We start from the raw sequence: 20,500 nt of genomic DNA on the forward strand, positions 1-20,500 counted from the left end.
TAACTTTACTTTAGACAAGTATGCACCATTTGGGAATGTAGATACTAAATGTATACTAATGCTGATAATCAATGCAAAAAAAATGAAGAAAGTTCAAAAAAATAATGAGGCGGATACGGTTTGTGCAGTTGATTATGCTTTCCAGCGTATTGGAGGCAAGCATAAAGGAAGAGTCATTTATCACCTGCGGGGAGGTGTAAAGAGATATGGTGAATTACGCCGTTCGTTGACCGGTATTACGCCTAAAATGCTCACACAGGTATTGCGGGAACTGGAGCAGGATGAACTCATTACAAGGCACGTGTACCTGGAAGTGCCACCCCGCGTGGAATATCAGCTTACTGATACGGGCAGGGAACTGTTACCGTTTATTATCCTGCTGAGCGAATGGGGCCGGAAACAAATGGGGATGCCATCGCTGTATGCATGCCAGCCGGAGCTGAGTTCCCTGGTTATCGAAACCAGGGAATAAATAGGATATTCCGTTAAATGAAGCAGGGAGATGATAGCCAATATAACAGCTATCATCTCCCTGCTTTATTTATAACAGTAACAATATCTACGACATCACTGCCATGGATTCGAACTCTTTCTTGCGATCGCGGTATTCTTCCATGGTGAAGTTATACACCACGGAATCCCGTTTGTTTTTGTTGGATACAAAGTGACAGGCGTGAATATATGGTTCTGCAATATTCAGTTTATCCAATGGCGTAACCACCAGGAGTTGCAGGTTTAACTGCCCGCAGTATTCCATGAGATAGTGACTCTTTTCCGGATCGAGTTTACTGAAGGCCTCATCCACTGTGATAAAGCGCAGGCTCCGGTGCTGCCTGTTGGCTTCGTTGATACCAAATTGGTAGGCAATAGCGGCGCCGAGGATGGTGTAGGTAAACTGTGCTTTTTCACCACCGGAAAGACTGGCGGTATCTTCGTAATATTTAAAGGCTTTATTATCGGCTATATAAAACTCTTTCGCTCCAAAGTCGAGCCAGTTACGCACATCGGTTACTTTACGGCGCCAGGCTTCATTCTGTTGTAAGTCGTTGATCAGCACTTTAATATTTTCAAACAATTGATCGCCGTATGCCTCATCTTTTTCCATGTGATATTTATAGGAATCGGGTACGGCATTGCTGAGTTTTTCCTTGAAGTTCCTGATCTCTACATCGCGCACATGGCGGCATTCCAGCTGGAGGTAGGTATCCGGGTTTTTGTTGAAGGTAATATTGCGCAGTGGCTCATTCAGGTCTTCCATTACTTCCCGGATTAAATCCTCCTGTCCGTATATCCATGCCCGGTAGTTGGTGATGGCATTGAGCATACTGGTGTCCATGTATTTACGGAAGCGCTCTTTATGTTCAATGAGGCGTTGGAATTTGATGTTTTCATACAGGGAGGTAAATTCTTCCAGGTATTTAACATGTGGTTGCAGGTCGCTTACATCGCCGAGCCATTCGGGATAGGTATCGTGGATGGCTTTAGGCGGCATGACGAAGGCCGACAGCTGACGGGTAATTTCCGCTTCTTTTTCTGCACTCTGGCGCATGGCGTCGTGCAGGGTTGCGTTCATGTTATCGTCGGCTCGTTTGCGGTAGGCGGCCAGCTCCTGGGTTGTTTCGGCAGGTTCCGTGAGCGACAGGTCTGTCAGGTATTCCAGCACATATTGCAGGGAAATATCGTCCAGTTTATTCACCTTCAGTTGATTGAAGTGACGGAGTTTTTCTGCGGCTTTATCATCGAGGCGACCTTTTTCCTGCAGGGTTCTTTCCTTTTCCTTCTCCTTGTTTTGCAGCTGGGCGGTGATATCGTCGAGTTGATCGCAGATCACCTGGTATTTATCGCTGGTTTTGAGCAATTGTGCTTTTTCGCGGGCAAAAGATTCGATCACGCCGGCGTGCGATTGCCAGCTGATTTCGGCGTAGTTGCGCAGCGACAGGAACGCATTCAGCAGGGTATTGATGGTGGTGATGGCCTTGCGGTTGTTTTCCAGCTGTGCAATGCTATGCTGCAGGGTATCGATATTGCCGTTACATTCGTCCTGTTCTTCTTTCAGCAGGCGTAGTTTATTTTTGTTATTCCATCCCAGCACGTAGTTGTTTTGCTGCGAGCGGTTGGGGCGGTCATCTTTTTCATGGCGTGTAGCCTGCCGCGTTAGTCCGTTGGAGGTAACCGCTTTGCGGGAGCGGTTAAACACGGCCATATCATCGGTACAGGTATAGTCAAACTGGTCGAGCAGCTGGTTTTGCAGCCATTCTTTGAACACGGTACCGGGTTTGATATCTATCTTCTGTAACAGGCTATCTTTTTCATTCGGCATCCTCAACATAGTATAACTCTCCTCTTCTATCTTATGATATACGAGGCGGGTTTGCAGGTTGTTGGAGTTGATGTACCGGTTGATATCCATGATATATTCTTCGGGTACGAGCAGGCGTAAGCCGAAGTTGTGTAATACTTTTTCTATGGCGTTTTCCCAATGGCTTTCGGCATCTTTTACTTTGATGAGTTCTCCGGCAAAAGGGAGGTCATCTTCGTGTATGTCGAGCATATCAGCGAGTTGCTGGCGGATGCGGATCAGCTCATATGGAATGTTGTTTTTCCGGTTGAGGAAGGAGTTGATTTCTTCTTCCAGCCGGGTAGCCTGGGCTCTTTCGGCGGTGAGACTGCTTTTATGATGAAACAATTCTTCCTGTAATGTTTCCAGCTGTTTGTCGTGTGCAACTTTCAGCTGTTCGGCGCCGGCAATGTTTTCATGAAATTGTTGCTCATCGGGGTTGGGAGCTAGTTCCAGCCTGTCGGCCAGCATATTGTATTCTTCCATCTTGTTACGCTTGGCTTCAAGGGCCCTTTGTTCGTAGTGGATGGATTTTTCAATAGAGCGAAGTTGTTCATCTACGCTGTTGTTGGCTTTCTGGGCGATGAGTTCATCTTTGCGCAGGTTGAGCGATTGCAGGGCTTCGTTGATACCGGTGAGGGTACTGGCGGTTACCTGTTGTTCTTTCTGCAACGCTTCCAGTTCTCTTTCGAGGATATCTTTTTCCTGCCTGTTAAACCAGGTGGGTAGTATGTCCTGGAGCATTTGCAGCTCCCGGTTCCGGTCTTGCAGTTCCTGCCAGGCGGTTTTATTGTCTATGATGGGCTCCAGCATTTTCAGCTGGGTTTCATCTTTTTGTATAGCGCGATGGCTGGAAAGCAGGCTGTCGTAGTTTTCCCGCAGTTTAAGGAATTCTGCTTCCGCATCGGTTTCTTCCAGCATCTGGCTGCGGATGAAGGTATTGAGGTCGCCGAGTACTTTAATACCTACGGTTTGGTTGAAGAGCGACAAGGCTTTTTCACTTCTCAGCCCGAAGATGTTACTGAACAGGGCGGCATATTCCTTGAAACTGTCGGTAATTTCCGTTTTAGGAAATTCTACCCGCAATTTCTTTTTCCAATCGCCTTTCATATCAAACTTACCATTGCCGAAATGGTCGTTGATATTGAGTTTATGGGGAGAAACGATGTATTGTCGTTTCAGTTCCCCGGAATACCAGCGTACCTGCGCCAGTGTGATCTGGTGCATTGTAGCAGCATTGTAGAAATAGGCCAGCAGTACGGAGTAAGGGTTATTTTCCTTGTGACGCAGCTGTTCTGTTTTGGATTGCAGGGAGTCTTCGGAAAATGTTTTACCATAGTATCCCCAGAAGTAAGATTCTTCTCCCCTGTCTTTTCGTTGCTCTGTACCGGACGACTGGTTATAGAACCGTTTGCCGGCGGGTACGAGAAGCGTTAGCAGGGCATCTATGAGCGTAGTTTTACCACTACCATTAGCGCCTGTGAGCAGGGAGGTATTGCCGTTGGTATTGAGCCGGTATATTTTATTATGAAACGTGCCCCAGTTATATATTTCGAGATATTGTAACCGGAACCCGCTTTCTTTAGAATCACTGTTGAACAGGGTTGACATGCAATTTTAATTTTGATTTTATTTCTTCCAGTTTCTCGTTGTTGACCAGTGCTTTGATCACCCTTTTCACCTCATACTGATGCAGTTCTTTGTTGGCTGCGTCTTCGCGGGTTGTTTTCAGGATGCCGACATTCAGCAGGCTGTTGATAGGCTTGTTGAGATCTTTCAGCAGTTTGGATTTGTTGTTGCGTTCTTTGAAGAATAGCGTAAGTCTTTCCTTAATTTCTTTCTGTGTCATGAACAGGCGGGTACCGTTGCCGCTTACATCGAATTCGTCGAGGGCTTCGCGGAGTACAATGCAGAGCAGGGTTGCTTCGTAGGTGAGCCTGGTTTTGCGCATGAGGCGTGGCAGCGGTTTATCGCTGCTGCTGTCGTCTGCTTCGGGTTGCAGGATACGGGCGAAGCCGTCTGCTTCGTTGATAATGAGTTGCAGGCCTACCTGGTTAAGGTATTTGCTGAGTTCTGTTTGCCAGCCCAGGAGGTCTTTCCAATAGCCTTTGTCTTCTTCATACACCGGTCCCTGCATGAGTTTGAGGAACACGTGTGCATAAGGAGAAATATTGTTATTCGCCATAGTTTTAGTTTTGAGAGTTTGTAAACAGTACCATTGGCATATTGATGGTACGGTTGCCCAGTGATACGGGATCAGGTGTTTCCAGTATAATGTGGCTGGATGACTGGCTGGCGATAGAGAAATAGGTGATGAGTTCTGTCAGTCCTTTTTCTGTGCCGTAAATTTCTACCAGTTCCTTCAAACTGATTTGTTTTTTGTTTTGCAGTTGGGTGTTGATACGATCTTCCAGCAGGGCGCGATCGATATTGAAGTGGTTGAAGAGTGCATCGAAATCGGTGTCTGAGAGGTCGGTACCGCCCACGCCTTCGGGGAATTCCACATCGGGATGTTCTTTTCTTTCTTCGGCCATTTCCCAGCGATCGATCATATCCAGTTCCGGATCGCTTTCTATGTCGACAAAGAATTCTTCACCGGGCGGATTTTCCAGCGCCTGGAAAGCCAGTTGACGGATATCGTTGATCAATTCAGTGGCTTTGCGGCGGTCGGTGAGATTTTTTTCACTGAGTACGCGACTGAGTTTATCACTGAGTTTTTTGTTGGCATCGATTACTTTTTTACCGGAGGCATGTAAAAACTGTTTTAGTTTTTTCAGGAACCGGTCGTTTTTGTATTCGATGTTACGTTCTTCCAGCAGGGAGTATAGTTTTTCTATCATCCCCCTCATTTCTTCCTGTTTGTTTTCATCCATAAGGAATTGCCAGAAGGAATAGAAACTTTTACCCTGGTCTTTTTGGCGCAGGGCTTCAAAGGAGTCGAGTGTATAGGCCAGCAGGGCGCCTTTGGCGATATCCTTTTCGCTTTGTTTGCGGTAAATTTCCTGGGTAATTTGTTCGAAGTTTTGTTCTACTTCTTTAAAATCGCTCAGGAGTTCGCGCGACATGCGGTTTACATCGTAGAAGCGTTCCTTGATCTGGGTGTCGTCAAATACCTGTACTTTGCCGGTGATGGTGATGGCTTTTATCTCCTGTTCAATTTCGTATTTCTTTTTTTCCAGTTCCTGGATCCTTTGCCGGGGATCTTTATTGCTCTGGTCAATCAGCTCTTTGAGTTTGGAGAAAATATCTTTAAAGCGGCTTTCGGTGCCTACAAATTCGCGTTTCTGCAATGTGGATACCCAGTGCATCACCTTTTCCATGTCGCTGCTCAGCTCATGAATATCAATTCCTTCGTCGTCGGGGTATTTGCGGAGAAAACCTTTATTGCTCCACTGATCGATATATTTCCTGGCTTTCACATCATCGTTATCCAGCAGGCTGCCCGCATCAATTTCATCATCGGTGGCCCGGTAACCGGTTACGCCCAGGTAGTCTGATAAACGGGTTACCAGTTCCACGTTGGAAATGGTGGTATGGTTTTTTTCCTTGAAAGTGTAGTGAAAAAATGACAGCATCATTGGTGCGCTACGTGCCCGGAGTATTTTGAGTGTTACAGACTGGGCATATAGATTACATAATTGGTCATACGTCATAGCTGTAAAAATACGGAATTACGTGTTAAGAACGGCTATTTTAGAAGGCTTACATTATATAAAGCCCGTCGAGCCGGGGCTGTACCGGGGTAGGTACCGGTTCATCGCCCAGCATTTGAATCACATTGATTTCTATGGTCCGGGCTATATTATCCAGGGGAATGGCCAGGGGCTGGAAATCGAAGGGATCCATCAGGGTAATACCGTTGAGGTGAGTTACATGAAATACGAAGCCAAACATCCAGCCGAAGGGGATGGACCAGAGGCCGATTGATTCGGTCATCATCAGGGTGTTCATGATCACATAGAACCAGATAAATACTTTTGTGAAATACACGTAGCTGGGTGGGAATATGGTATTCCTGATCCGTTCCGACTGGCCCATGGAATCGCAGTGTCTTACCAGCAGCTGGTTAAGTTCTATGAAATGAAACCCATCTATTACGCCGGTATCCCGGAGCCGTTGCAGGTCGCGGGTTTGCAGGTTCAGGATAGCATTGGGGATATTGCTTTGTTTTTGTACGGCAGTTATTTCGTCCTGGGTGAGATAGCGGGTGTAGTATTCATCGGGGCGTTTGCGGAGCACCATTTTAAGGGCGTTGATAAAGGCCAGGTGCCTGTATATCATGTGGCGTACCAGGGCTTTGTTTTCCATGTCGGCTCCGGCATAAAAGAGCAGGCTACGGGCCCAGGAGCGGGAGTCATTGACCAGGGCGCCCCATATTTTCCGGGCTTCCCACCAGCGGTCGTAGGCCTGGTTGTTGTTAAAGCCGATAAAGAAAGCGATAGCGGTACCCAGTACTGTGGAAACGGTAACCGGAATCGACACATGTGCCGAAAGCCAGTATTTATCGATGCAGTACACCAACGCACAACAGGCCAGCAGCATAAGGTCTACTTTCCAGGTGTAAGAAAATATCTGGCTGAATGATAGCCTGGTTTTCAGCAGCATATAACAGGTTTATTTTTCCGGTAATCTGTTTTGGGATGCATATCTCTTTGCATGACTTCAATATACATAATATCGTTCCAATTTAATGCGCCCTTTTTAATTTTTTTAATAACATTTCACTGGAAACCAATCAATTAAATTTTATTTCCCTAATAGTCTATAGATTTAGTGGAGTAATTAAAATATTCTTTCTATATTTGTAATACAATAGCAAGCAGTATTCACCAAACCTATAACAGCGGCCATTTTATCAGCCATTAAAAAAATATTGATTATGTCATCACTTTACAGATACGCCGATTACTTAACCGCCCCGGTACCAGAAAATTTTCCCAGCCCCATTAAAAACCGGGAGCGTATTAACCCGATACAGGAAGGCGCTTTTTTTCCTGAGTTCTTAGCAGAAGAGTCACGCATTATTAACCGCGGCGCTTTACTGAGCGATGTAAAGGAGGTGGTGTCTTTGCACCAGCTGACTGCGCAACCCTTAGTGGTGGTATTTTATTCCTGGCATTGGAATGATTATGCCGACCGTTTGCTGGCGCAGTTACAGGAAAGCCATGCGACCATTGCAGCTGCTGGCGCTCGTTTATTGCTGGTATCCAGCGAGGATAAGAAACATTTTACTACCGATAACCCGGGCAATTTTTCTTTCGATATTATACATGACGCACAGCACCGCATTGCCCGCAAGGCAGGCATTTACAGGGAGTCGGACCCCATCTGGGGACGGGTATCAGGTGTAAACGCAGATGTGCCGGTGCCTGCAGTATACCTGGTTACACCTTCACTGGAAATTAATTATGCGTTTATTGATCTGTACTTACAGGAAAAATTTTCGCCGGAAAGCCTGGTAGCAGCCATTGGCAACCAACTGGCCATCAGTGCCTGATAGCTACGCGGGTTGCATATCACGTTTGCGCAGGCACATTAAAGTATAGCGATATATACTCCACTGTAAACTGTTGCAGTTTAATGGCGATAAATTTTCTATTTTTTCCTGGAGAGAGGGGATAATTTTTTTGAATAACTGTTGATGAGTTTCTTCCGCCGCAGACAGAACCTGGTCTGCCTGTGCGTAATTTGTTGCCGTACTAAGAGCTGCTATAATCTGTAAAGCATGTTCATCTGTCGTCATAGTAATAATTTTTTTATTGCTTAATCCTATCTTCTGATCCACATTTTTAGCATTAAATCTGCCGAAGTATCCACCAACTGATAGCAGGGAGGTACCTCATCTTCAAGGCTATGAAAGGTAACAAGCCTTGTTCCGCTGGCACAGTTGTTTAATTTTTTAAACAGGCTGCGGCTGTAATAATTATATAAACTGGTCGATAATTCCACTTTATCATCAATCTGATCCTGGTCTACCAGGTTTTCGAAGAAAGAATTGTAAAAGTAGAAGCCATCGTATGCAGAAATATCTGTTTGCGTAAAATTGCCCTGAATGAAATGTGCATTCCTGGTTTGCGTAACTTCCCTGGCCTCCATCGCATATTGATAGAGTTCTTCCCGCTGTTCGATACCATAAAAAGAAGATTCAGGATAAAAGCGTGCGCCTACCAGGCAAAATTTGCCAACACCGCTGCCGATGTCGAGGATTTTTTTTCCCGGCTGATGTGCCAGGAAACGTGCTGCTGATTTTGCGATGCTAAGTGGCGTCCAATGCCGCCTGGAAAGCTGTTGTATCTTTTCCGGATATAACCAGTCAAAAGCGGCATCATTTACGTAGCAATTCGGCTTTAAAAAAGTAGAAGTTTGCATGAAGGCGCAAAGGTACGATTTTTACAGCAAGCTTGAAAGCCTATCCCATCGAAAAAGATGATATAAGCATTTTATATATTATTCATCTGACGCTTCCAGTAAGAAGATGGTCTCTACCGTAATATCGAATATCCGGGCTATTTTTAATGCCAGTACCGTAGAAGGCACATACTTCCCGGATTCAATCGTATTAATGGTTTGACGCGATACACCCACTTTTTTTGCCAGGTCTTCCTGGGTCATGTCATGAATGGCCCGCTGCACTTTTATGGTGTTTTTCATGAAGGTAAAGTTCGGCGGTTTTTAATAATGACAAAATGGAAACGCAAAATGAAGAAAATCAGGGGGGTGAACATGTTATACACCATCACCGAAAAGTAGTCCCAGTTGTAAAAGGTCCAGGTACCAATCAATAATAACCCATAATTGATGTAGATGGCCCACTGTAGCGACTCTCGGCGAACCGCTGCAATGTATTCATCTTCATTTTTTTCCTTGGAAAAAGCAATCATTAACAGACTTATAATCAGTCCCGAAACGATGATTTCATCCGCAAAATTTCCCTGGTTTCCTGTCGCAATGTTGTAATCTACCCAGCTATAGTTGAAATCCATGATGGTACCTAACAGCCATGTGCCAAAGGTTAACAGGAAGAGTATACCTCCGATTTTTTTGTAGAGATGGGGTAGTAAATAACGTGATTTCATGATAAAGGTCTTTTTATAAAGATAGATACTTTTTACAAAAAGACAAAAATACTTTACATAAAGTAAAATGAATAAGACTAATTATCATGATTCATTATATGAAAGTTCGCGTACCGGAAGCCGTATAAGCTGATCTGAATGCTTTGGGCGTGCAGTCTTTTTTCTTTTTGAAGATGCGGTTGAAATTGGAAATATTATTAAAACCGCATTTACAGGCGATTTCATTGACGGTATGTGTTGTTTCAATGAGCAGCCGGGAGGCATGTCCCAACCTGATTTCTATCAGTGTGTCTACAAATGTTTTCCCAATCTTGGCCTTAAAAAAGCGGCTGAAAGCCACTTCCGTCATCGCTACCAGTTTAGCCGCTTCTCCCAGGGAAATATTTTTATCAAAATTAGCATTCAGGTAAGTCATAATTTTTTCCACACGCCTGCTGTTGTAAGAAAAAGTTTCCGTGTTACCAAACGTAGTATCAGAGAGCATGCGCATATTCCGGCTGGTAGATAAATCATGCAGGATAGACATCAGCTCCAGTACAGAATCAAACCCTTGCTGCTGCGGCAGCTGGATCAGGCGGGGCATGATCTGTTGCGTAGTTTCCGTAGAAAAAAGAATACCGCGCAGGGAACGCTCAAACATATTTTTGATAAAATTCATCTGGTTGCGTTGCAGAAATTTTTCATCAAACAGATCGCGGTGAAACTGGATGGTAATTTCTTTGATAATACCACCGGCATGTTTGTGCGTAAACCATCCGTGTTGCAAATTAGGTCCTACCAGCACTAATTCCAGCTCGCCGATTTCTTCTACATGATCGCCAATCATTCGCCTGGCTCCCCTGGCATATTGAATAAAATTAAGTTCAAACTCGTCGTGGTAATGCAACGGGAAATCAAATTCCTTTTTCTCCCGGGTAAATAAAGTGAAACAATCACTTTGGGTTAGCGGCGTAATTTCTCTCAATGGCTTACTGTTTATAAACATGGTTTGATTTCCGTTGAATATTGTTGCTAAAAAAGCATCATTGAAATAGACCTATCGGGTATAGAATGCAATTTTAATTTATTTTCCTTAAAATCCAATAGACGTGGAATTTGATGTAATAAGTGTATAAATGACATCTTATAGTTAATGATAAAGCCCAGTATCATGGCAGCGTTAATAGTTAATAAAGTATTACATTTTTGCGATCTGCGGTTGCCATCCGGTAACAGCACGTAAATACGTCCAGTAATGGGTTTCAGCATCTACATGTTATGAATATTATAGCCTGGATATACAGGTTATTATTTCGGTTGATATCTCCATAAAAGTAAAACTACCTGCGGCAGCAACACCTGGATGGTATACTGCTAATATTTAACATGATGTTAGGATGCCTAATATAAATAACGTGCCGTTTAAATAAATATTCGTTTACCCATTGAGGTTATATGTACAGCAACGTTATCACAGGTAGGTAAAACGCTTTCAGCTGCCGGGGTTTTGCCCCGTGCTGTGGGCTGTCAATTTTTTCTCCAGGGTATCCCCATCTATTAAAGCCCAGTGGGCAATGATCCGGTTATCCTTCAGGTGAAAGCAACGATAACCTTTGGTCGTTACTGTTATACCGGTAGCCGGAATACCTCTCCAGGCGCCGATATGTTTCATTTGCATGGTGACCCTGATCACAGCCTTACCAGGTTCCGCTACCTGGTCTTCTATAATAGTAGTAGGCTGAAAGGCGGCATGAGTCATTGCAATCCATTGCTGTAGCCCGGCGACGCCGGCCGGGAGTGAAGGCGCCAGGGAGTGGTCTGTAAATTCCGGGTGCAGGAATTCGTGTACCCGGGATATATCGCCCTGGTTCCAGATAATCGAAATAAAGCTGTCGATGAAGACTTTTTGTTCCTGTATAGTCATAACCGTTAGTTTGATACAACAAAGGTAGATAGCCGCTGGCGGTACGATTGTGTCAAACGTCACATAATGGCTATTGGAGGCGGCGGCGAATGCGGCTGAGTGTTTCCCGGGATATGCCCAGGTAGGAGCACAATTGTGTAAGAGTTACACGTTGCACTAGTTCGGGGTAATGGGTCAATATGGCCTGGTATCTTTCTTCCGGGGTATTTTTAGTGAGCCATTGTATATGTGTTTCTTGTACAATAAGCAGGTGTTCCAGCCACTGGCGGCCAAAGGCGGTAATTTCCGGCGATAATTGATAGAGTTGGGAGAGCGTATCTTTATGCCATTTCCAGAGGATAGTTTTTTCCATGGCTTGCAGGTTGTATTCAGTGCTGGTATTGTTTCGCAGGCTTTTCATATCGGTAAAAAACGTGTTTTCGAAGTAAAAAGCGGTATTGATTTCGCGGGTGTCTTTATCGTGGAAGGCCCTGCAGGCGCCGGTTTCTATGAACCAGATGTATTGGCAATACTGACCTTCCCGGAGCAGATAGTCACCTTTATTTACCACTTCCGTGTTAGCGTTATCGATGAGCAGCTGCATGGCGTCAGCCGTTAATGAGGCAATGTGGGCAAGGTTTTCCAGCAAATGAGGTGAGGTAGCTTTCATCATATGAAGATCTTAAAAATACCCACAAGTAGGTATTTGACAGGCTATTACTTTAACATATATTTGTGACAGCAATTTGATTTCACCTTATTTCATTATAAAAAGTCATCCACCTGATTTAGTCAATCACCGTATTTTCTACCCCCAAAAAAGGGTCTCTTCTTCGCGAATGGGACCCTTTCGTATTTTTTAATGCATTACATTTGCCGACAGAGAGTACCATTATCAACCATCATTAAAGAGCGATTCCTATACAAGATTTTATATCAGTACATGATTGAGCACATTGTATTTAATAATGACTCAGGGCTGGAAGGTAAGCTAAAAGCTTTAAAAGCCCTGGATGCAGCGCTTCCTGTTGTGGTAATTGTGATGAATGTGCAAAGAAGCTGTGTGGAATATATGTCGTCCCGCGGCTGCAGAGAGCTGGGAACAACGCTGGAAGCCTTACAGGAGATGGGGCCAGCCTATTACGACAACTTCTTTAATCCTACAGACGTGGCCGATTATCTGCCAAAGATCATTGCTATGCTGGAGGCACCGGCAGAGGCAAATATGGTGGTTACCTTTTTTCAGCAGGTAAGAATGGCCGCCTCCCGCGACTGGGCCTGGCATTTGGGCACATCCCGGGTGTTTATGCGCGATGGGGATGGTCAACCTACCCATGTTATTACCTGCGCCACACCTATTGATCCGCTACATCATGTTACCAGTAAGGTAAACCGGCTGCTGGAAGAAAATAACTTCCTCCGTCGCAACCAGCATATATTTGCTTCGCTTACCAAACGGGAAAAAGAAATACTGCGACTGCTGGCACTGGGGTTCAGCGCGGTGGAGATTGCTGAAAAAACGGGTATTTCGGAGAAAACGGCGGTTACCCACCGGCGAAATATTAAAGCAAAGATCGGCGCCCAGTCCAGTTACGACCTCACCAGTTTTGCCCAGGCTTTCGATCTTATATAGCTTTTATATATATGTAGAAGGGGCCGTGGCCGGCTTTTCTCCGCTTTAAGGAAAAATAACCCTCAATTTTTCTGCATGTAAGCAGAAATGTGTATTTTCATTTCGTATACCATATTTCTTTGCCTGTCTGTTGCGCCTTGCAACGGGCTTGTTAACCAAATTAACTATGTCTTTTAAAGCTGTTCTCAACATTGATGGAGAGGAAATGAATGTCCTGGAATGCAGGTTTTCATTTTCCCAAAACACAGACCATAATGGAAAACCTGCCGCCCGCCCCAAAGGAGGCACCATTAATTTACTGATAGAGTCTGCTGGCGAAACCAGTTTGTTTGACTGGATGATTTCCAACACCCAAACAAAAAACGGAAGTATTACCTTCTTCCGGAGGGATTCTATGTCCAGGCTGAAAGAGCTGAAATTCACCGATGCTTACTGCGTGGAATATGAAGAAACGTTTAACGCCAACAACGAGCAACCGTTGCAGATTCAGCTCACCTTATCGTCCCGGGAAGTGAAGTTGAACAACTCCACTTATCAAAACCCCTGGCCGGTATAGGGCGCCCGTTGCCAGCTGGTGTTATAGCCTGAATGAGGCGCAAAGCGGCCCATTCAGGCTACCGTAATTTTGTATATCTTGGTAGTAGTCCGTGGTGTATCGTTACCTGGATAACAAATACCTGATCATATGCTATCATTAAATTTTACCCCGTTCCCTTATCTTTCTACGCCCCGCTTTCAGTTGCGGCCTCTCGCCTTAACAGATACGGAGGAGGTTTTTATATTACGCTCAGACCCGCGTGTTAACCAGTTCCTGGACCGGCCGGTAGCAACTACGACAGCAGACGCCCGCCAGTTTATTGAAATGATACAAGGTGGCATCGCCGATAATAAATGGATACACTGGGTAATTATCAGTAAAGACAATGACCGGCTGATAGGAACCATTAGCCTGTGGCATATAGTGCCGGAGCTCGAAGAAGCGGAAGTTGGTTATGAACTGCTAGCCGATTATTTCGGAAAGGGCGTTATGCAGGAAGTCATGCCGGAAATCATCCGCTATGCGCAGCAACAGCTGCAGGTAAAAAGAATTGCCGCTTTGCCGGCTGTTGGAAATGAACGCTCTATCAAACTCCTGGAACGGAATCATTTTACCCTCGATGATGCACTGAGAGCGCGACTGGCAAAAGAAGATGATCTTACCAACATGTTAGTGTATTCGCTGATAACACCGTGAAAAATATTACTTCACTGTTTCCTGATATCATATTCCCTGATGCTTGCCGTATTCCCATTATCACCACTGTATCGATGCTGAACACCTTGTTTTCGTAGATGAACGACCGGTTTGATGTTTTATTCAACCGGTATTAGCCGGTTAATGCCCCTGGTACCCATTTTCCGCGATTCGGGATTGCTTGCCTATGCCTATATCCATGGCGCTTGGACAGCGATTTTAAATGCACCAATATTGTTTCATCAAACAAAAATTACCAGCATGAAACAAACAAACAGTTATCCCCGCATTTTCAAAAACTTGCTGTTACTGGCCATTTCAACTACCACGATAATCTCCTGTAACAAAAAGAAAGATGATAATCCTGACCCCGGCGGAAATGGCAACAAGACCGAAAACTACATCCCCACACAAAACCATAAGTATAATTATAATATTATCATGGAAGATAAAACGACGCATTCGTTTGTTACCTGGATCAGTGATGTCAAAGATTCTTCAGGCCTTAAGGTCTATAATATGCGCACCAGGCTGAATATTGACGATATCGAGGTGATTACCAATACCGGTATGGTATCTGTAAATGGTCAAACAGTTACGCAATTCGATATGCCGGCACTCTGGCGCAAAGCTATTGAAGATATGAAGTCGCAGGAAGGAGTCACTATCCTGGAAGCTACTCCCAAAGGATTTCCCGCATATGAAATTTTCGACAATGCCATGGTGGTAGATAGTAAGCTAACTTACAAGGGCCCGGCAGAACAGGGACAGTACATTAAATACGTAACTGCCGCTGAAGATGGTGATACCATTGAGTTGTTCCAGAAAATTATCTATCAGCCCGGGCGGGTTGCCGGCATAGAAAACATTACCGTACCCGGTGGTACTTTTAAATGCAGCAGATGGACGGCTAAATCAGATGCCCGCGTAATCATGAAAATGAATGGTCAGCAGATATCCTCCACACTCACACATGAGGAAAGGGAGTTTTGGAACGCCTACGGAGTGGGCATTGTAAAAGCCATTAGTGTTAGTGCCGGCGATTCCACCGTAACCACCCTGCAGTCGATCGAATAACTGTTCACCATCGTTTTATCAAACCATTAGTGCAAATGCCCGAAGTACTTATATCTGAAGTGTACCAGATTACTAACCGCGTTACAGGACAAGTCATCAAATTCCTGAAATCTACCGACGATACTGCCGGGGAATACCTGGAAATGGAGGCTACCTATCTTCCCTTTTCTTCCGAACCTCCCCTGCATTACCATCCTGCTCAGGAAGAATTTTTCCAGGTAGAAGAAGGAGAGCTTACCATACGTTTGAATGGAGAAGTGAAAATTTACAGAAAAGGAGCCAGGGTACATATTAAACCTAACATAAGACATAGCATGTGGAACTCCGGTTTTAAGCCCACCATCGTGAACTGGAAAATTGTTCCCGCCATGAATACGGAACAGTTTCTTCGTACCATGACCAGGCTTTCCAACCAGGGAAAAACCGACAAAAAAGGAATGCCCTCCTTTCCCGTTTTGTTATTCCTGTTGCAAAAATACAGGAAAACATTTCGGCTGGATACCCCTGCTGGTATTCTACTGCAGCTATTGTACATTTTATTGCTGCCTACTTTCTGTATACGTAATTATAAAAATAGATTCAATAACCCCTCGCATCTCTAAAGAACAATTCAGAATATGGAGGAATTGGTGTGAAGTATACATTTTGACAATTGATGAGCGAACACCCGGGTGGCGTATGCTGCCTGGGTGTTTGTTTACTTAGCCTCTTGCGAAAAGTAATGTATACACTGTTAAGCGTCAATTGCTCTTTAGTCTTTTGTGACACTCTGTTTTATAATTTCTGCCGATAGGTAACTCAATGCCCAGCAGCTCTACAGAATAGGCATGATAGCTTTCTATTTTATGTGTAGATACAATGAATGACCGGTGTATTCTCATAAACTTTTCTTCCGGTAATAACTCTTCCAGTAAGCTGATTTTCTGTTTTGATATCAGTACCTTATCCTTAAGAACTACTTTAATGTAATCCTTAAGACTTTCAATCCAATAGATGTCGGCTACGTTTACTTTTACCATCTTTCTTTCCACACGCAGGTAAAGAAAGACATCATTTTTTTGCTCGGTTGCTTTTTCCGAGATCGTAATTTTCTGGTTATTTACTTTGTACAAAGCAAACACTTTATCGATCGCTTTCAGAAAGCGGTCAAATGGTATCGGCTTCAGCAGGTAATCAACGGCGTTGAGATCAAATCCTTCCAGGGCGTAATCCTGGTAAGCCGTTGTAAATATTATTTTGGGCGGATGCTTCAGGCTCCGGATAAAATCAGTACCTAATAGTCCTGGCATTTTGATATCCAGGAAGATAAGATCCACTTTATGTTGTTGCAAAAGTTGGAAAGCTTGTATCGCATTATTACATTTAGCAACCAGTTCTATCTCCTGGAAATTTTCAATATACTTTTCGATAATCTCAATCGCATGTGGCTCATCATCCACGATCAAGGTTCTTATTTTCATGAGGTATTAAATTTTTTTTCAGGTCCAGGTCAAGAATAACAACAAACATTTCTTCTTCCTCGAAGATCTGTAATTGATGGGCGTATGGGAACAATAGTTCCAACCGCTTCTGCACGTTGTTAAGTCCTATTCTTCCTACTTCCTTATTGCTATTGGCCGATGTGCTGGCGGGTTTACTATTGGATATTTTAAATTTCAGCCGGTTGTTTTTTAAGTGCAGATCCATATTGATCCATGCATCTTCCACTGTTTCGCTGGTGCCGTGTTTAAAGGCATTTTCAATGAGCGGCAGCATCAGCAGTGGTGGAATTTTTTGCCCATTCATTTCTCCTATAATACTGAAGTTGAGGTCGAGCCTGTCTTCATACCGCAGTTTTTCCAATTCCACGTATCGCATCATGATCTCCACATCGCGTTTCAACAGCACCTGGTCGGTACTGCATTCGTACAGCATATACCGGAGTATATCGGACAGGCCAAGCACAATAGTGGGTGATTGTGGCGATTGCTGCAAAGTAAGGGCGTATAGGTTATTGAGGGTATTAAAGAGGAAATGGGGGTGTATCTGGCTTTTCAGGGCACTTAATTCGGCCTGTGTACTCAGTTGTTTTTTCTCAAACCACATTTTAATGAACTTGAGAGAAATGGCTACCCAGATGACGAGGTTGCTTTGTTCCAGTGCATTGATGATATATACCGGTTTAAGCAGTTGTTGCAGGAAAGTGCCGTTCAGTTTATGCCACGTGAAGGCAGGGTTTTTCTTCAGCATTTGCTGCATGATATAAGGATCGGCCACGGTAATTTCTATTACCCTGAACAGGAATCCCGCGGTGAGGGCGCAAGTGGTTAATGCCAATGCCAGCTGTACATATTTCTTACGATACAGGAACCGCGGAATAGCCCAGTAGGCCACCGTATAGAAGTAAGCCCATTGCAGCGGCTGAAACATCATGATCACCAGGAAGGCGGTACCATAGTCAGGAAGCCCTGCGCCATAGAATATGGTGAGTATGAAGGTGACAACCGACCAGAAGATAATATGATGTAGTGTGCTCTTATTCATTTTGCCAATGCAAAGGTACATATCGGAGAAGTGTGCTGATGTAACTGAAGATAGCCGGTGTTGTTTTGTCGATCAACAACCGGTTTATACCGTGGTGGCATAACCGGGATCTGGTTTTAGCTTCAGTTTCATAATTACGGCAAATACTTCTTCTTCGTTAATAATTTTAAGTTCATGTTGACCGGGATAAAGAATATCCAGCCGTTTCCGGATATTCAGTAACCCAATGTTGCCAAAGGCCGACGATTGCGCGCGATGGTCGTTGTCTGGTAACTTGTTATTGGATATTTTAAAAATAAACTGGTCCTGCCTGGCTTTTGCGGAGATGTTGATCCAACCATCTTCCATTAGTTTACTGATACCATGTTTAAAGGCGTTTTCCACCAATGGCAGGATCAACAGGGGAGCTACGTTGAACTGCGCCAGGTGTCCATCCATATCCATATTAATTTCCAGCTGATTCTGATACCGGATTTTTTCCAGTGAAATATAACGTTCTATCATCCTGATTTCCTTTTCCAGGTTAACGGTAGACGTGTTGCATTCATACAGGATGTACCGTAGTATTTGTGATAGCTCCAGTACTACTTCCGGTGATTTATCAGATTTGCTGAGACTGAGTGCGTATAAGTTGTTGAGGGTGTTGAATAAAAAATGTGGATGAATTTGTGCTTTCAGCAGGTTGAGCTCTATCAGTTGGTTTTTATTCCGGTAGATCAGGTAGATAATCAGGCAGATGCTGATAAGACCGATGATCAGGATAATAGCAATGAGAATAACGCGGTTTTTATTTTGCAGCTGTACATTTTTATTACTGAGTTGTAATTGTTGCTGTACGATTGCTTTTTCTTTTTGTGAAGATTGGTATTTTATCTCTGCCTCATGAATGGCTCTCTGGGTGGTTTCGTTGAGGATAGTGTCGTTGAGGGTATTATATTTTTTCCACAACTGGAGCGCGATATCTGGGTGTTTTAATTTTTCCTGGATAGAGGCGCCCAACAGGTATACTTCTTTCAGGTCATTTTTGGGCATGAGTGCTTCTGCAGTAGGGAGTACCAGGTCATAATATTTTTGAGCGGTACGGGGATCATTTAATCCATCGTAAGAGGTGGCCAGGCCGTAATTGGTATACATTTCAAAGTCGGGGTCAGGATCGGCTTTAAGTATATCAGCGGCTTTCTGGTAATAAAGAAGCGCTTCCCGGCTATTTTGTGTTTTGTTGTTGATATCTCCAAGATTGACGAATGCGTGTAACAGGAGGCTGCGATCGTTGAGTTTCTCCGAAATGTGTGCTACTTGTTGGAGATGTTGCGCCGCACGATTGTACTGGCCATTTATTACTTCGCTGTTGGCAAGGTTGACGATGCTTTTGGCCCATTGCAGGCTATCTTTTAGCAATGCTGCTATTTGGGTGCTTTTTTCCGCGTAATAAAGGCTATTCTTTTTATCGTTCAGGTCTACGAATATAGAAGCCAGGTTATTGTAGTTTCTTCTCAGGCTGACAGAGTCCTTTTTGTATTCAGCAATTTTAATGGCATTGAGCATGTTGTCTGCCGCCAGCCGCAGGTTACCAAGGCAGCGATACTGTACGGCCATATTATTATAAGCGTTGGCGATGACCTGGTCATTTTTTAGTTGTTGGCCCAGGGCTAGCTGTTCCTCGCTAATCCGGAGTGCTTCCGGGTAGCGTAACCGGGTATACAGGAAATTGGCGTAAGCCTGCATGGATTTAATGGTTTGCGCAGGCTGGTGGCTTGTTTTGGCTAATATCAGCGCTTTCTTTATATAAGTTTCGCTGGAATCAAACTCATTCTTATCCATTTTCACAGTTGCCCATTTCAGCCAGTTATCAACGGTGATGCTGTCTGCAGCGGCAGACTGCCCGTAGATTGGCTGTAATGACATACAGCATAGTACAAGGATATAAAAAGTACGTATACAGTACAACATAAATGATTCCTGTGGCTCTCAATAATAAAATCCTGGAGTAAGCAAGATAATACAGTTCGGGGGCTGTTCCTCCAATCATCGATATAAGGCAAACTTTGGTCGATTAACTGCAATATAGGGCAAAAAAAGAGACCAACATAGCTGGCCTCTTTTTTAAATATGTTAACCTGATTAGTGGTTCCATTCCAGCCCGGCGGTATTGAATTCCATTACCGGGGAGCCGTTATCGAAAAATTCGGCCTGTATGAATACCTTCTTTGCCGTTTTCAGTTTGGCCAGCAGTTTAGCTGCACCCTGGAAAAAGACGATGTTAGAGCTACCGTCTGCCGCACCAGTAACGCTTATAGCCTGCGCGGCACCATCATCAAAACGGATGTTTATTTTCCCGTTCCCCAGTCCATGTGCCGCCATAATCTGGCCTTTGGTAACGGAAAGGGCCATGTCCGTAACGCCGGTGCTGCGTTTAATAATGCCCAGTGTGGCTACAGAGCCGCCATTGTAAGGGAATTTAAAGTCCAGCTCATCCTTCGCATCTACCTGGGCATAGAAGTTCTTTTTAGAGGTCATTTTATCTTCTTCTTCAGAATACTTCCAGGCACTGGGAGTGGTTTCAGTGGTAGTAGTGCTGGTACCGCCGGAGATAGCTCCTGCTTTTGTGCTATCTGTTGTGGAGGTAGTGGTAACGGTTGTTTTGTCTTTGGAACCACTAACGAGGCCCCTGACAACAGATATCAGGATAAGGCCAATGAATACAATGCCTGCCCATTTAAGGAAGTTCTTCATAGTA

Annotated in this window: 22 protein-coding genes; 7 read left to right on the forward strand and 15 right to left on the reverse strand. The window is 44.3% G+C overall.

What is annotated here, in order from left to right; genetic code table 11:
• Window positions 1-82 precede the first annotated feature (82 nt).
• Window positions 83-472 (forward strand): winged helix-turn-helix transcriptional regulator, encoded by a 390-nt coding sequence (locus HGH91_RS12040; RefSeq protein ID WP_168738669.1) that lies wholly within the window; start codon window positions 83-85, stop codon window positions 470-472.
• A gap of 87 nt (window positions 473-559) precedes the next feature.
• Here HGH91_RS12040 and HGH91_RS12045 read toward each other — a convergent pair whose 3' ends face one another.
• The 4 genes from HGH91_RS12045 to HGH91_RS12060 are packed head-to-tail and all read right to left on the reverse strand — an operon-like array spanning window position 560 to window position 6,943.
• Window positions 560-3,949: an ATP-binding protein gene (locus HGH91_RS12045; RefSeq protein ID WP_168738670.1), complete on the reverse strand. Its 3,390-nt coding sequence runs from the start codon at window positions 3,947-3,949 to the stop codon at window positions 560-562.
• Window positions 3,927-4,523 (reverse strand): DUF4194 domain-containing protein, encoded by a 597-nt coding sequence (locus tag HGH91_RS12050; RefSeq protein ID WP_168738671.1) that lies wholly within the window; start codon window positions 4,521-4,523, stop codon window positions 3,927-3,929. The genes HGH91_RS12045 and HGH91_RS12050 overlap by 23 nt, the downstream gene beginning before the upstream one ends.
• Before the next feature lie 4 nt (window positions 4,524-4,527).
• Complete coding sequence (locus HGH91_RS12055) at window positions 4,528-5,991, reverse strand: DUF3375 domain-containing protein (protein ID WP_168738672.1); 1,464 nt, start codon at window positions 5,989-5,991, stop codon at window positions 4,528-4,530.
• 49 nt (window positions 5,992-6,040) lie between these two features.
• The gene (locus HGH91_RS12060; RefSeq protein WP_168738673.1) at window positions 6,041-6,943 is read right to left on the reverse strand and encodes a bestrophin family protein; all 903 of its coding nucleotides are present in this window, start codon (window positions 6,941-6,943) and stop codon (window positions 6,041-6,043) included.
• Window positions 6,944-7,217: 274 nt separating this feature from the next.
• Here HGH91_RS12060 and HGH91_RS12065 point away from each other — a divergent pair, with 274 nt between their 5' ends.
• Entirely contained in the window at window positions 7,218-7,835 is a 618-nt protein-coding gene (locus HGH91_RS12065) for a redoxin domain-containing protein (protein ID WP_168738674.1), read from the forward strand.
• Between the two features lie 3 nt (window positions 7,836-7,838).
• Here HGH91_RS12065 and HGH91_RS12070 read toward each other — a convergent pair whose 3' ends face one another.
• From HGH91_RS12070 to HGH91_RS12100, 7 genes are all read right to left on the reverse strand, one after another.
• A complete protein-coding gene (locus HGH91_RS12070) occupies window positions 7,839-8,081 on the reverse strand; it encodes a hypothetical protein (RefSeq protein WP_168738675.1) in 243 nt (80 codons plus the stop codon).
• A 26-nt stretch (window positions 8,082-8,107) separates the two neighbouring features.
• The gene (locus tag HGH91_RS12075) at window positions 8,108-8,707 is read right to left on the reverse strand and encodes a methyltransferase domain-containing protein (protein ID WP_168738676.1); all 600 of its coding nucleotides are present in this window, start codon (window positions 8,705-8,707) and stop codon (window positions 8,108-8,110) included.
• 78 nt (window positions 8,708-8,785) lie between these two features.
• Entirely contained in the window at window positions 8,786-8,989 is a 204-nt protein-coding gene (locus HGH91_RS12080) for a helix-turn-helix transcriptional regulator (RefSeq protein WP_168738677.1), read from the reverse strand.
• Window positions 8,986-9,414 carry a hypothetical protein gene (locus tag HGH91_RS12085; RefSeq protein ID WP_168738678.1) on the reverse strand — a complete coding sequence of 143 codons (429 nt, stop codon included), beginning with the start codon at window positions 9,412-9,414 and terminating at the stop codon, window positions 8,986-8,988. The genes HGH91_RS12080 and HGH91_RS12085 overlap by 4 nt, the downstream gene beginning before the upstream one ends.
• Window positions 9,415-9,508: 94 nt before the next feature.
• Window positions 9,509-10,399: an AraC family transcriptional regulator gene (locus tag HGH91_RS12090; RefSeq protein WP_168738679.1), complete on the reverse strand. Its 891-nt coding sequence runs from the start codon at window positions 10,397-10,399 to the stop codon at window positions 9,509-9,511.
• A 486-nt stretch (window positions 10,400-10,885) separates the two neighbouring features.
• Window positions 10,886-11,317 carry an ester cyclase gene (locus HGH91_RS12095; RefSeq protein WP_168738680.1) on the reverse strand — a complete coding sequence of 144 codons (432 nt, stop codon included), beginning with the start codon at window positions 11,315-11,317 and terminating at the stop codon, window positions 10,886-10,888.
• A 70-nt stretch (window positions 11,318-11,387) separates the two neighbouring features.
• On the reverse strand, window positions 11,388-11,969 hold the full coding sequence (locus HGH91_RS12100) for a Crp/Fnr family transcriptional regulator (protein ID WP_168738681.1): 582 nt from the start codon (window positions 11,967-11,969) through the stop codon (window positions 11,388-11,390).
• A 270-nt stretch (window positions 11,970-12,239) separates the two neighbouring features.
• Between HGH91_RS12100 and HGH91_RS12105 the strand changes: the two genes are divergently transcribed.
• The 5 genes from HGH91_RS12105 to HGH91_RS12125 all read left to right on the forward strand — a co-directional run bounded on the left by HGH91_RS12105 (window position 12,240) and on the right by HGH91_RS12125 (window position 15,842).
• Complete coding sequence (locus tag HGH91_RS12105) at window positions 12,240-12,929, forward strand: helix-turn-helix transcriptional regulator (protein ID WP_168738682.1); 690 nt, start codon at window positions 12,240-12,242, stop codon at window positions 12,927-12,929.
• Between the two features lie 166 nt (window positions 12,930-13,095).
• Window positions 13,096-13,485 (forward strand): type VI secretion system tube protein TssD, encoded by a 390-nt coding sequence (gene tssD, locus HGH91_RS12110; RefSeq protein ID WP_145663279.1) that lies wholly within the window; start codon window positions 13,096-13,098, stop codon window positions 13,483-13,485.
• A 129-nt stretch (window positions 13,486-13,614) separates the two neighbouring features.
• On the forward strand, window positions 13,615-14,163 hold the full coding sequence (locus HGH91_RS12115; protein ID WP_168738683.1) for a GNAT family N-acetyltransferase: 549 nt from the start codon (window positions 13,615-13,617) through the stop codon (window positions 14,161-14,163).
• Between the two features lie 261 nt (window positions 14,164-14,424).
• Window positions 14,425-15,240 (forward strand): hypothetical protein, encoded by an 816-nt coding sequence (locus HGH91_RS12120; RefSeq protein WP_168738684.1) that lies wholly within the window; start codon window positions 14,425-14,427, stop codon window positions 15,238-15,240.
• Window positions 15,241-15,275: 35 nt separating this feature from the next.
• Window positions 15,276-15,842: a cupin domain-containing protein gene (locus tag HGH91_RS12125; RefSeq protein ID WP_168738685.1), complete on the forward strand. Its 567-nt coding sequence runs from the start codon at window positions 15,276-15,278 to the stop codon at window positions 15,840-15,842.
• A 138-nt stretch (window positions 15,843-15,980) separates the two neighbouring features.
• Here HGH91_RS12125 and HGH91_RS12130 read toward each other — a convergent pair whose 3' ends face one another.
• The 4 genes from HGH91_RS12130 to HGH91_RS12145 form a co-directional block, all read right to left on the reverse strand.
• Entirely contained in the window at window positions 15,981-16,700 is a 720-nt protein-coding gene (locus tag HGH91_RS12130; RefSeq protein ID WP_168738686.1) for a LytR/AlgR family response regulator transcription factor, read from the reverse strand.
• Window positions 16,672-17,763: a sensor histidine kinase gene (locus HGH91_RS12135; RefSeq protein ID WP_211092268.1), complete on the reverse strand. Its 1,092-nt coding sequence runs from the start codon at window positions 17,761-17,763 to the stop codon at window positions 16,672-16,674. Before HGH91_RS12135 ends, HGH91_RS12130 begins: the two co-directional genes overlap by 29 nt.
• Before the next feature lie 84 nt (window positions 17,764-17,847).
• A complete protein-coding gene (locus HGH91_RS12140) occupies window positions 17,848-19,668 on the reverse strand; it encodes a histidine kinase (protein ID WP_168738688.1) in 1,821 nt (606 codons plus the stop codon).
• A 216-nt stretch (window positions 19,669-19,884) separates the two neighbouring features.
• Window positions 19,885-20,496: a hypothetical protein gene (locus tag HGH91_RS12145; RefSeq protein ID WP_168738689.1), complete on the reverse strand. Its 612-nt coding sequence runs from the start codon at window positions 20,494-20,496 to the stop codon at window positions 19,885-19,887.
• Window positions 20,497-20,500: the final 4 nt, after the last annotated feature.

It is taken from the genome of Chitinophaga eiseniae, assembly GCF_012641265.1.
Classification (GTDB): Bacteria; Bacteroidota; Bacteroidia; order Chitinophagales; family Chitinophagaceae; genus Chitinophaga; species Chitinophaga eiseniae_A.

Excerpts from the sequence above, each read along its gene's own strand:
- HGH91_RS12040 (WP_168738669.1), top strand. The coding sequence starts at position 83 with ATGAAGAAAGTTCAAAAAAATAATGAGGCGGATACGGTTTGTGCAGTT.
- HGH91_RS12045 (WP_168738670.1), bottom strand. The coding sequence starts at position 3,949 with ATGTCAACCCTGTTCAACAGTGATTCTAAAGAAAGCGGGTTCCGGTTA.
- HGH91_RS12050 (WP_168738671.1), bottom strand. The coding sequence starts at position 4,523 with ATGGCGAATAACAATATTTCTCCTTATGCACACGTGTTCCTCAAACTC.
- HGH91_RS12055 (WP_168738672.1), bottom strand. The coding sequence starts at position 5,991 with ATGACGTATGACCAATTATGTAATCTATATGCCCAGTCTGTAACACTC.
- HGH91_RS12060 (WP_168738673.1), bottom strand. The coding sequence starts at position 6,943 with ATGCTGCTGAAAACCAGGCTATCATTCAGCCAGATATTTTCTTACACC.
- HGH91_RS12065 (WP_168738674.1), top strand. The coding sequence starts at position 7,218 with ATGTCATCACTTTACAGATACGCCGATTACTTAACCGCCCCGGTACCA.
- HGH91_RS12070 (WP_168738675.1), bottom strand. The coding sequence starts at position 8,081 with ATGACGACAGATGAACATGCTTTACAGATTATAGCAGCTCTTAGTACG.
- HGH91_RS12075 (WP_168738676.1), bottom strand. The coding sequence starts at position 8,707 with ATGCAAACTTCTACTTTTTTAAAGCCGAATTGCTACGTAAATGATGCC.
- HGH91_RS12080 (WP_168738677.1), bottom strand. The coding sequence starts at position 8,989 with ATGAAAAACACCATAAAAGTGCAGCGGGCCATTCATGACATGACCCAG.
- HGH91_RS12085 (WP_168738678.1), bottom strand. The coding sequence starts at position 9,414 with ATGAAATCACGTTATTTACTACCCCATCTCTACAAAAAAATCGGAGGT.
- HGH91_RS12090 (WP_168738679.1), bottom strand. The coding sequence starts at position 10,399 with ATGTTTATAAACAGTAAGCCATTGAGAGAAATTACGCCGCTAACCCAA.
- HGH91_RS12095 (WP_168738680.1), bottom strand. The coding sequence starts at position 11,317 with ATGACTATACAGGAACAAAAAGTCTTCATCGACAGCTTTATTTCGATT.
- HGH91_RS12100 (WP_168738681.1), bottom strand. The coding sequence starts at position 11,969 with ATGATGAAAGCTACCTCACCTCATTTGCTGGAAAACCTTGCCCACATT.
- HGH91_RS12105 (WP_168738682.1), top strand. The coding sequence starts at position 12,240 with ATGATTGAGCACATTGTATTTAATAATGACTCAGGGCTGGAAGGTAAG.
- tssD (WP_145663279.1), top strand. The coding sequence starts at position 13,096 with ATGTCTTTTAAAGCTGTTCTCAACATTGATGGAGAGGAAATGAATGTC.
- HGH91_RS12115 (WP_168738683.1), top strand. The coding sequence starts at position 13,615 with ATGCTATCATTAAATTTTACCCCGTTCCCTTATCTTTCTACGCCCCGC.
- HGH91_RS12120 (WP_168738684.1), top strand. The coding sequence starts at position 14,425 with ATGAAACAAACAAACAGTTATCCCCGCATTTTCAAAAACTTGCTGTTA.
- HGH91_RS12125 (WP_168738685.1), top strand. The coding sequence starts at position 15,276 with ATGCCCGAAGTACTTATATCTGAAGTGTACCAGATTACTAACCGCGTT.
- HGH91_RS12130 (WP_168738686.1), bottom strand. The coding sequence starts at position 16,700 with ATGAAAATAAGAACCTTGATCGTGGATGATGAGCCACATGCGATTGAG.
- HGH91_RS12135 (WP_211092268.1), bottom strand. The coding sequence starts at position 17,763 with ATGAATAAGAGCACACTACATCATATTATCTTCTGGTCGGTTGTCACC.
- HGH91_RS12140 (WP_168738688.1), bottom strand. The coding sequence starts at position 19,668 with ATGTCATTACAGCCAATCTACGGGCAGTCTGCCGCTGCAGACAGCATC.
- HGH91_RS12145 (WP_168738689.1), bottom strand. The coding sequence starts at position 20,496 with ATGAAGAACTTCCTTAAATGGGCAGGCATTGTATTCATTGGCCTTATC.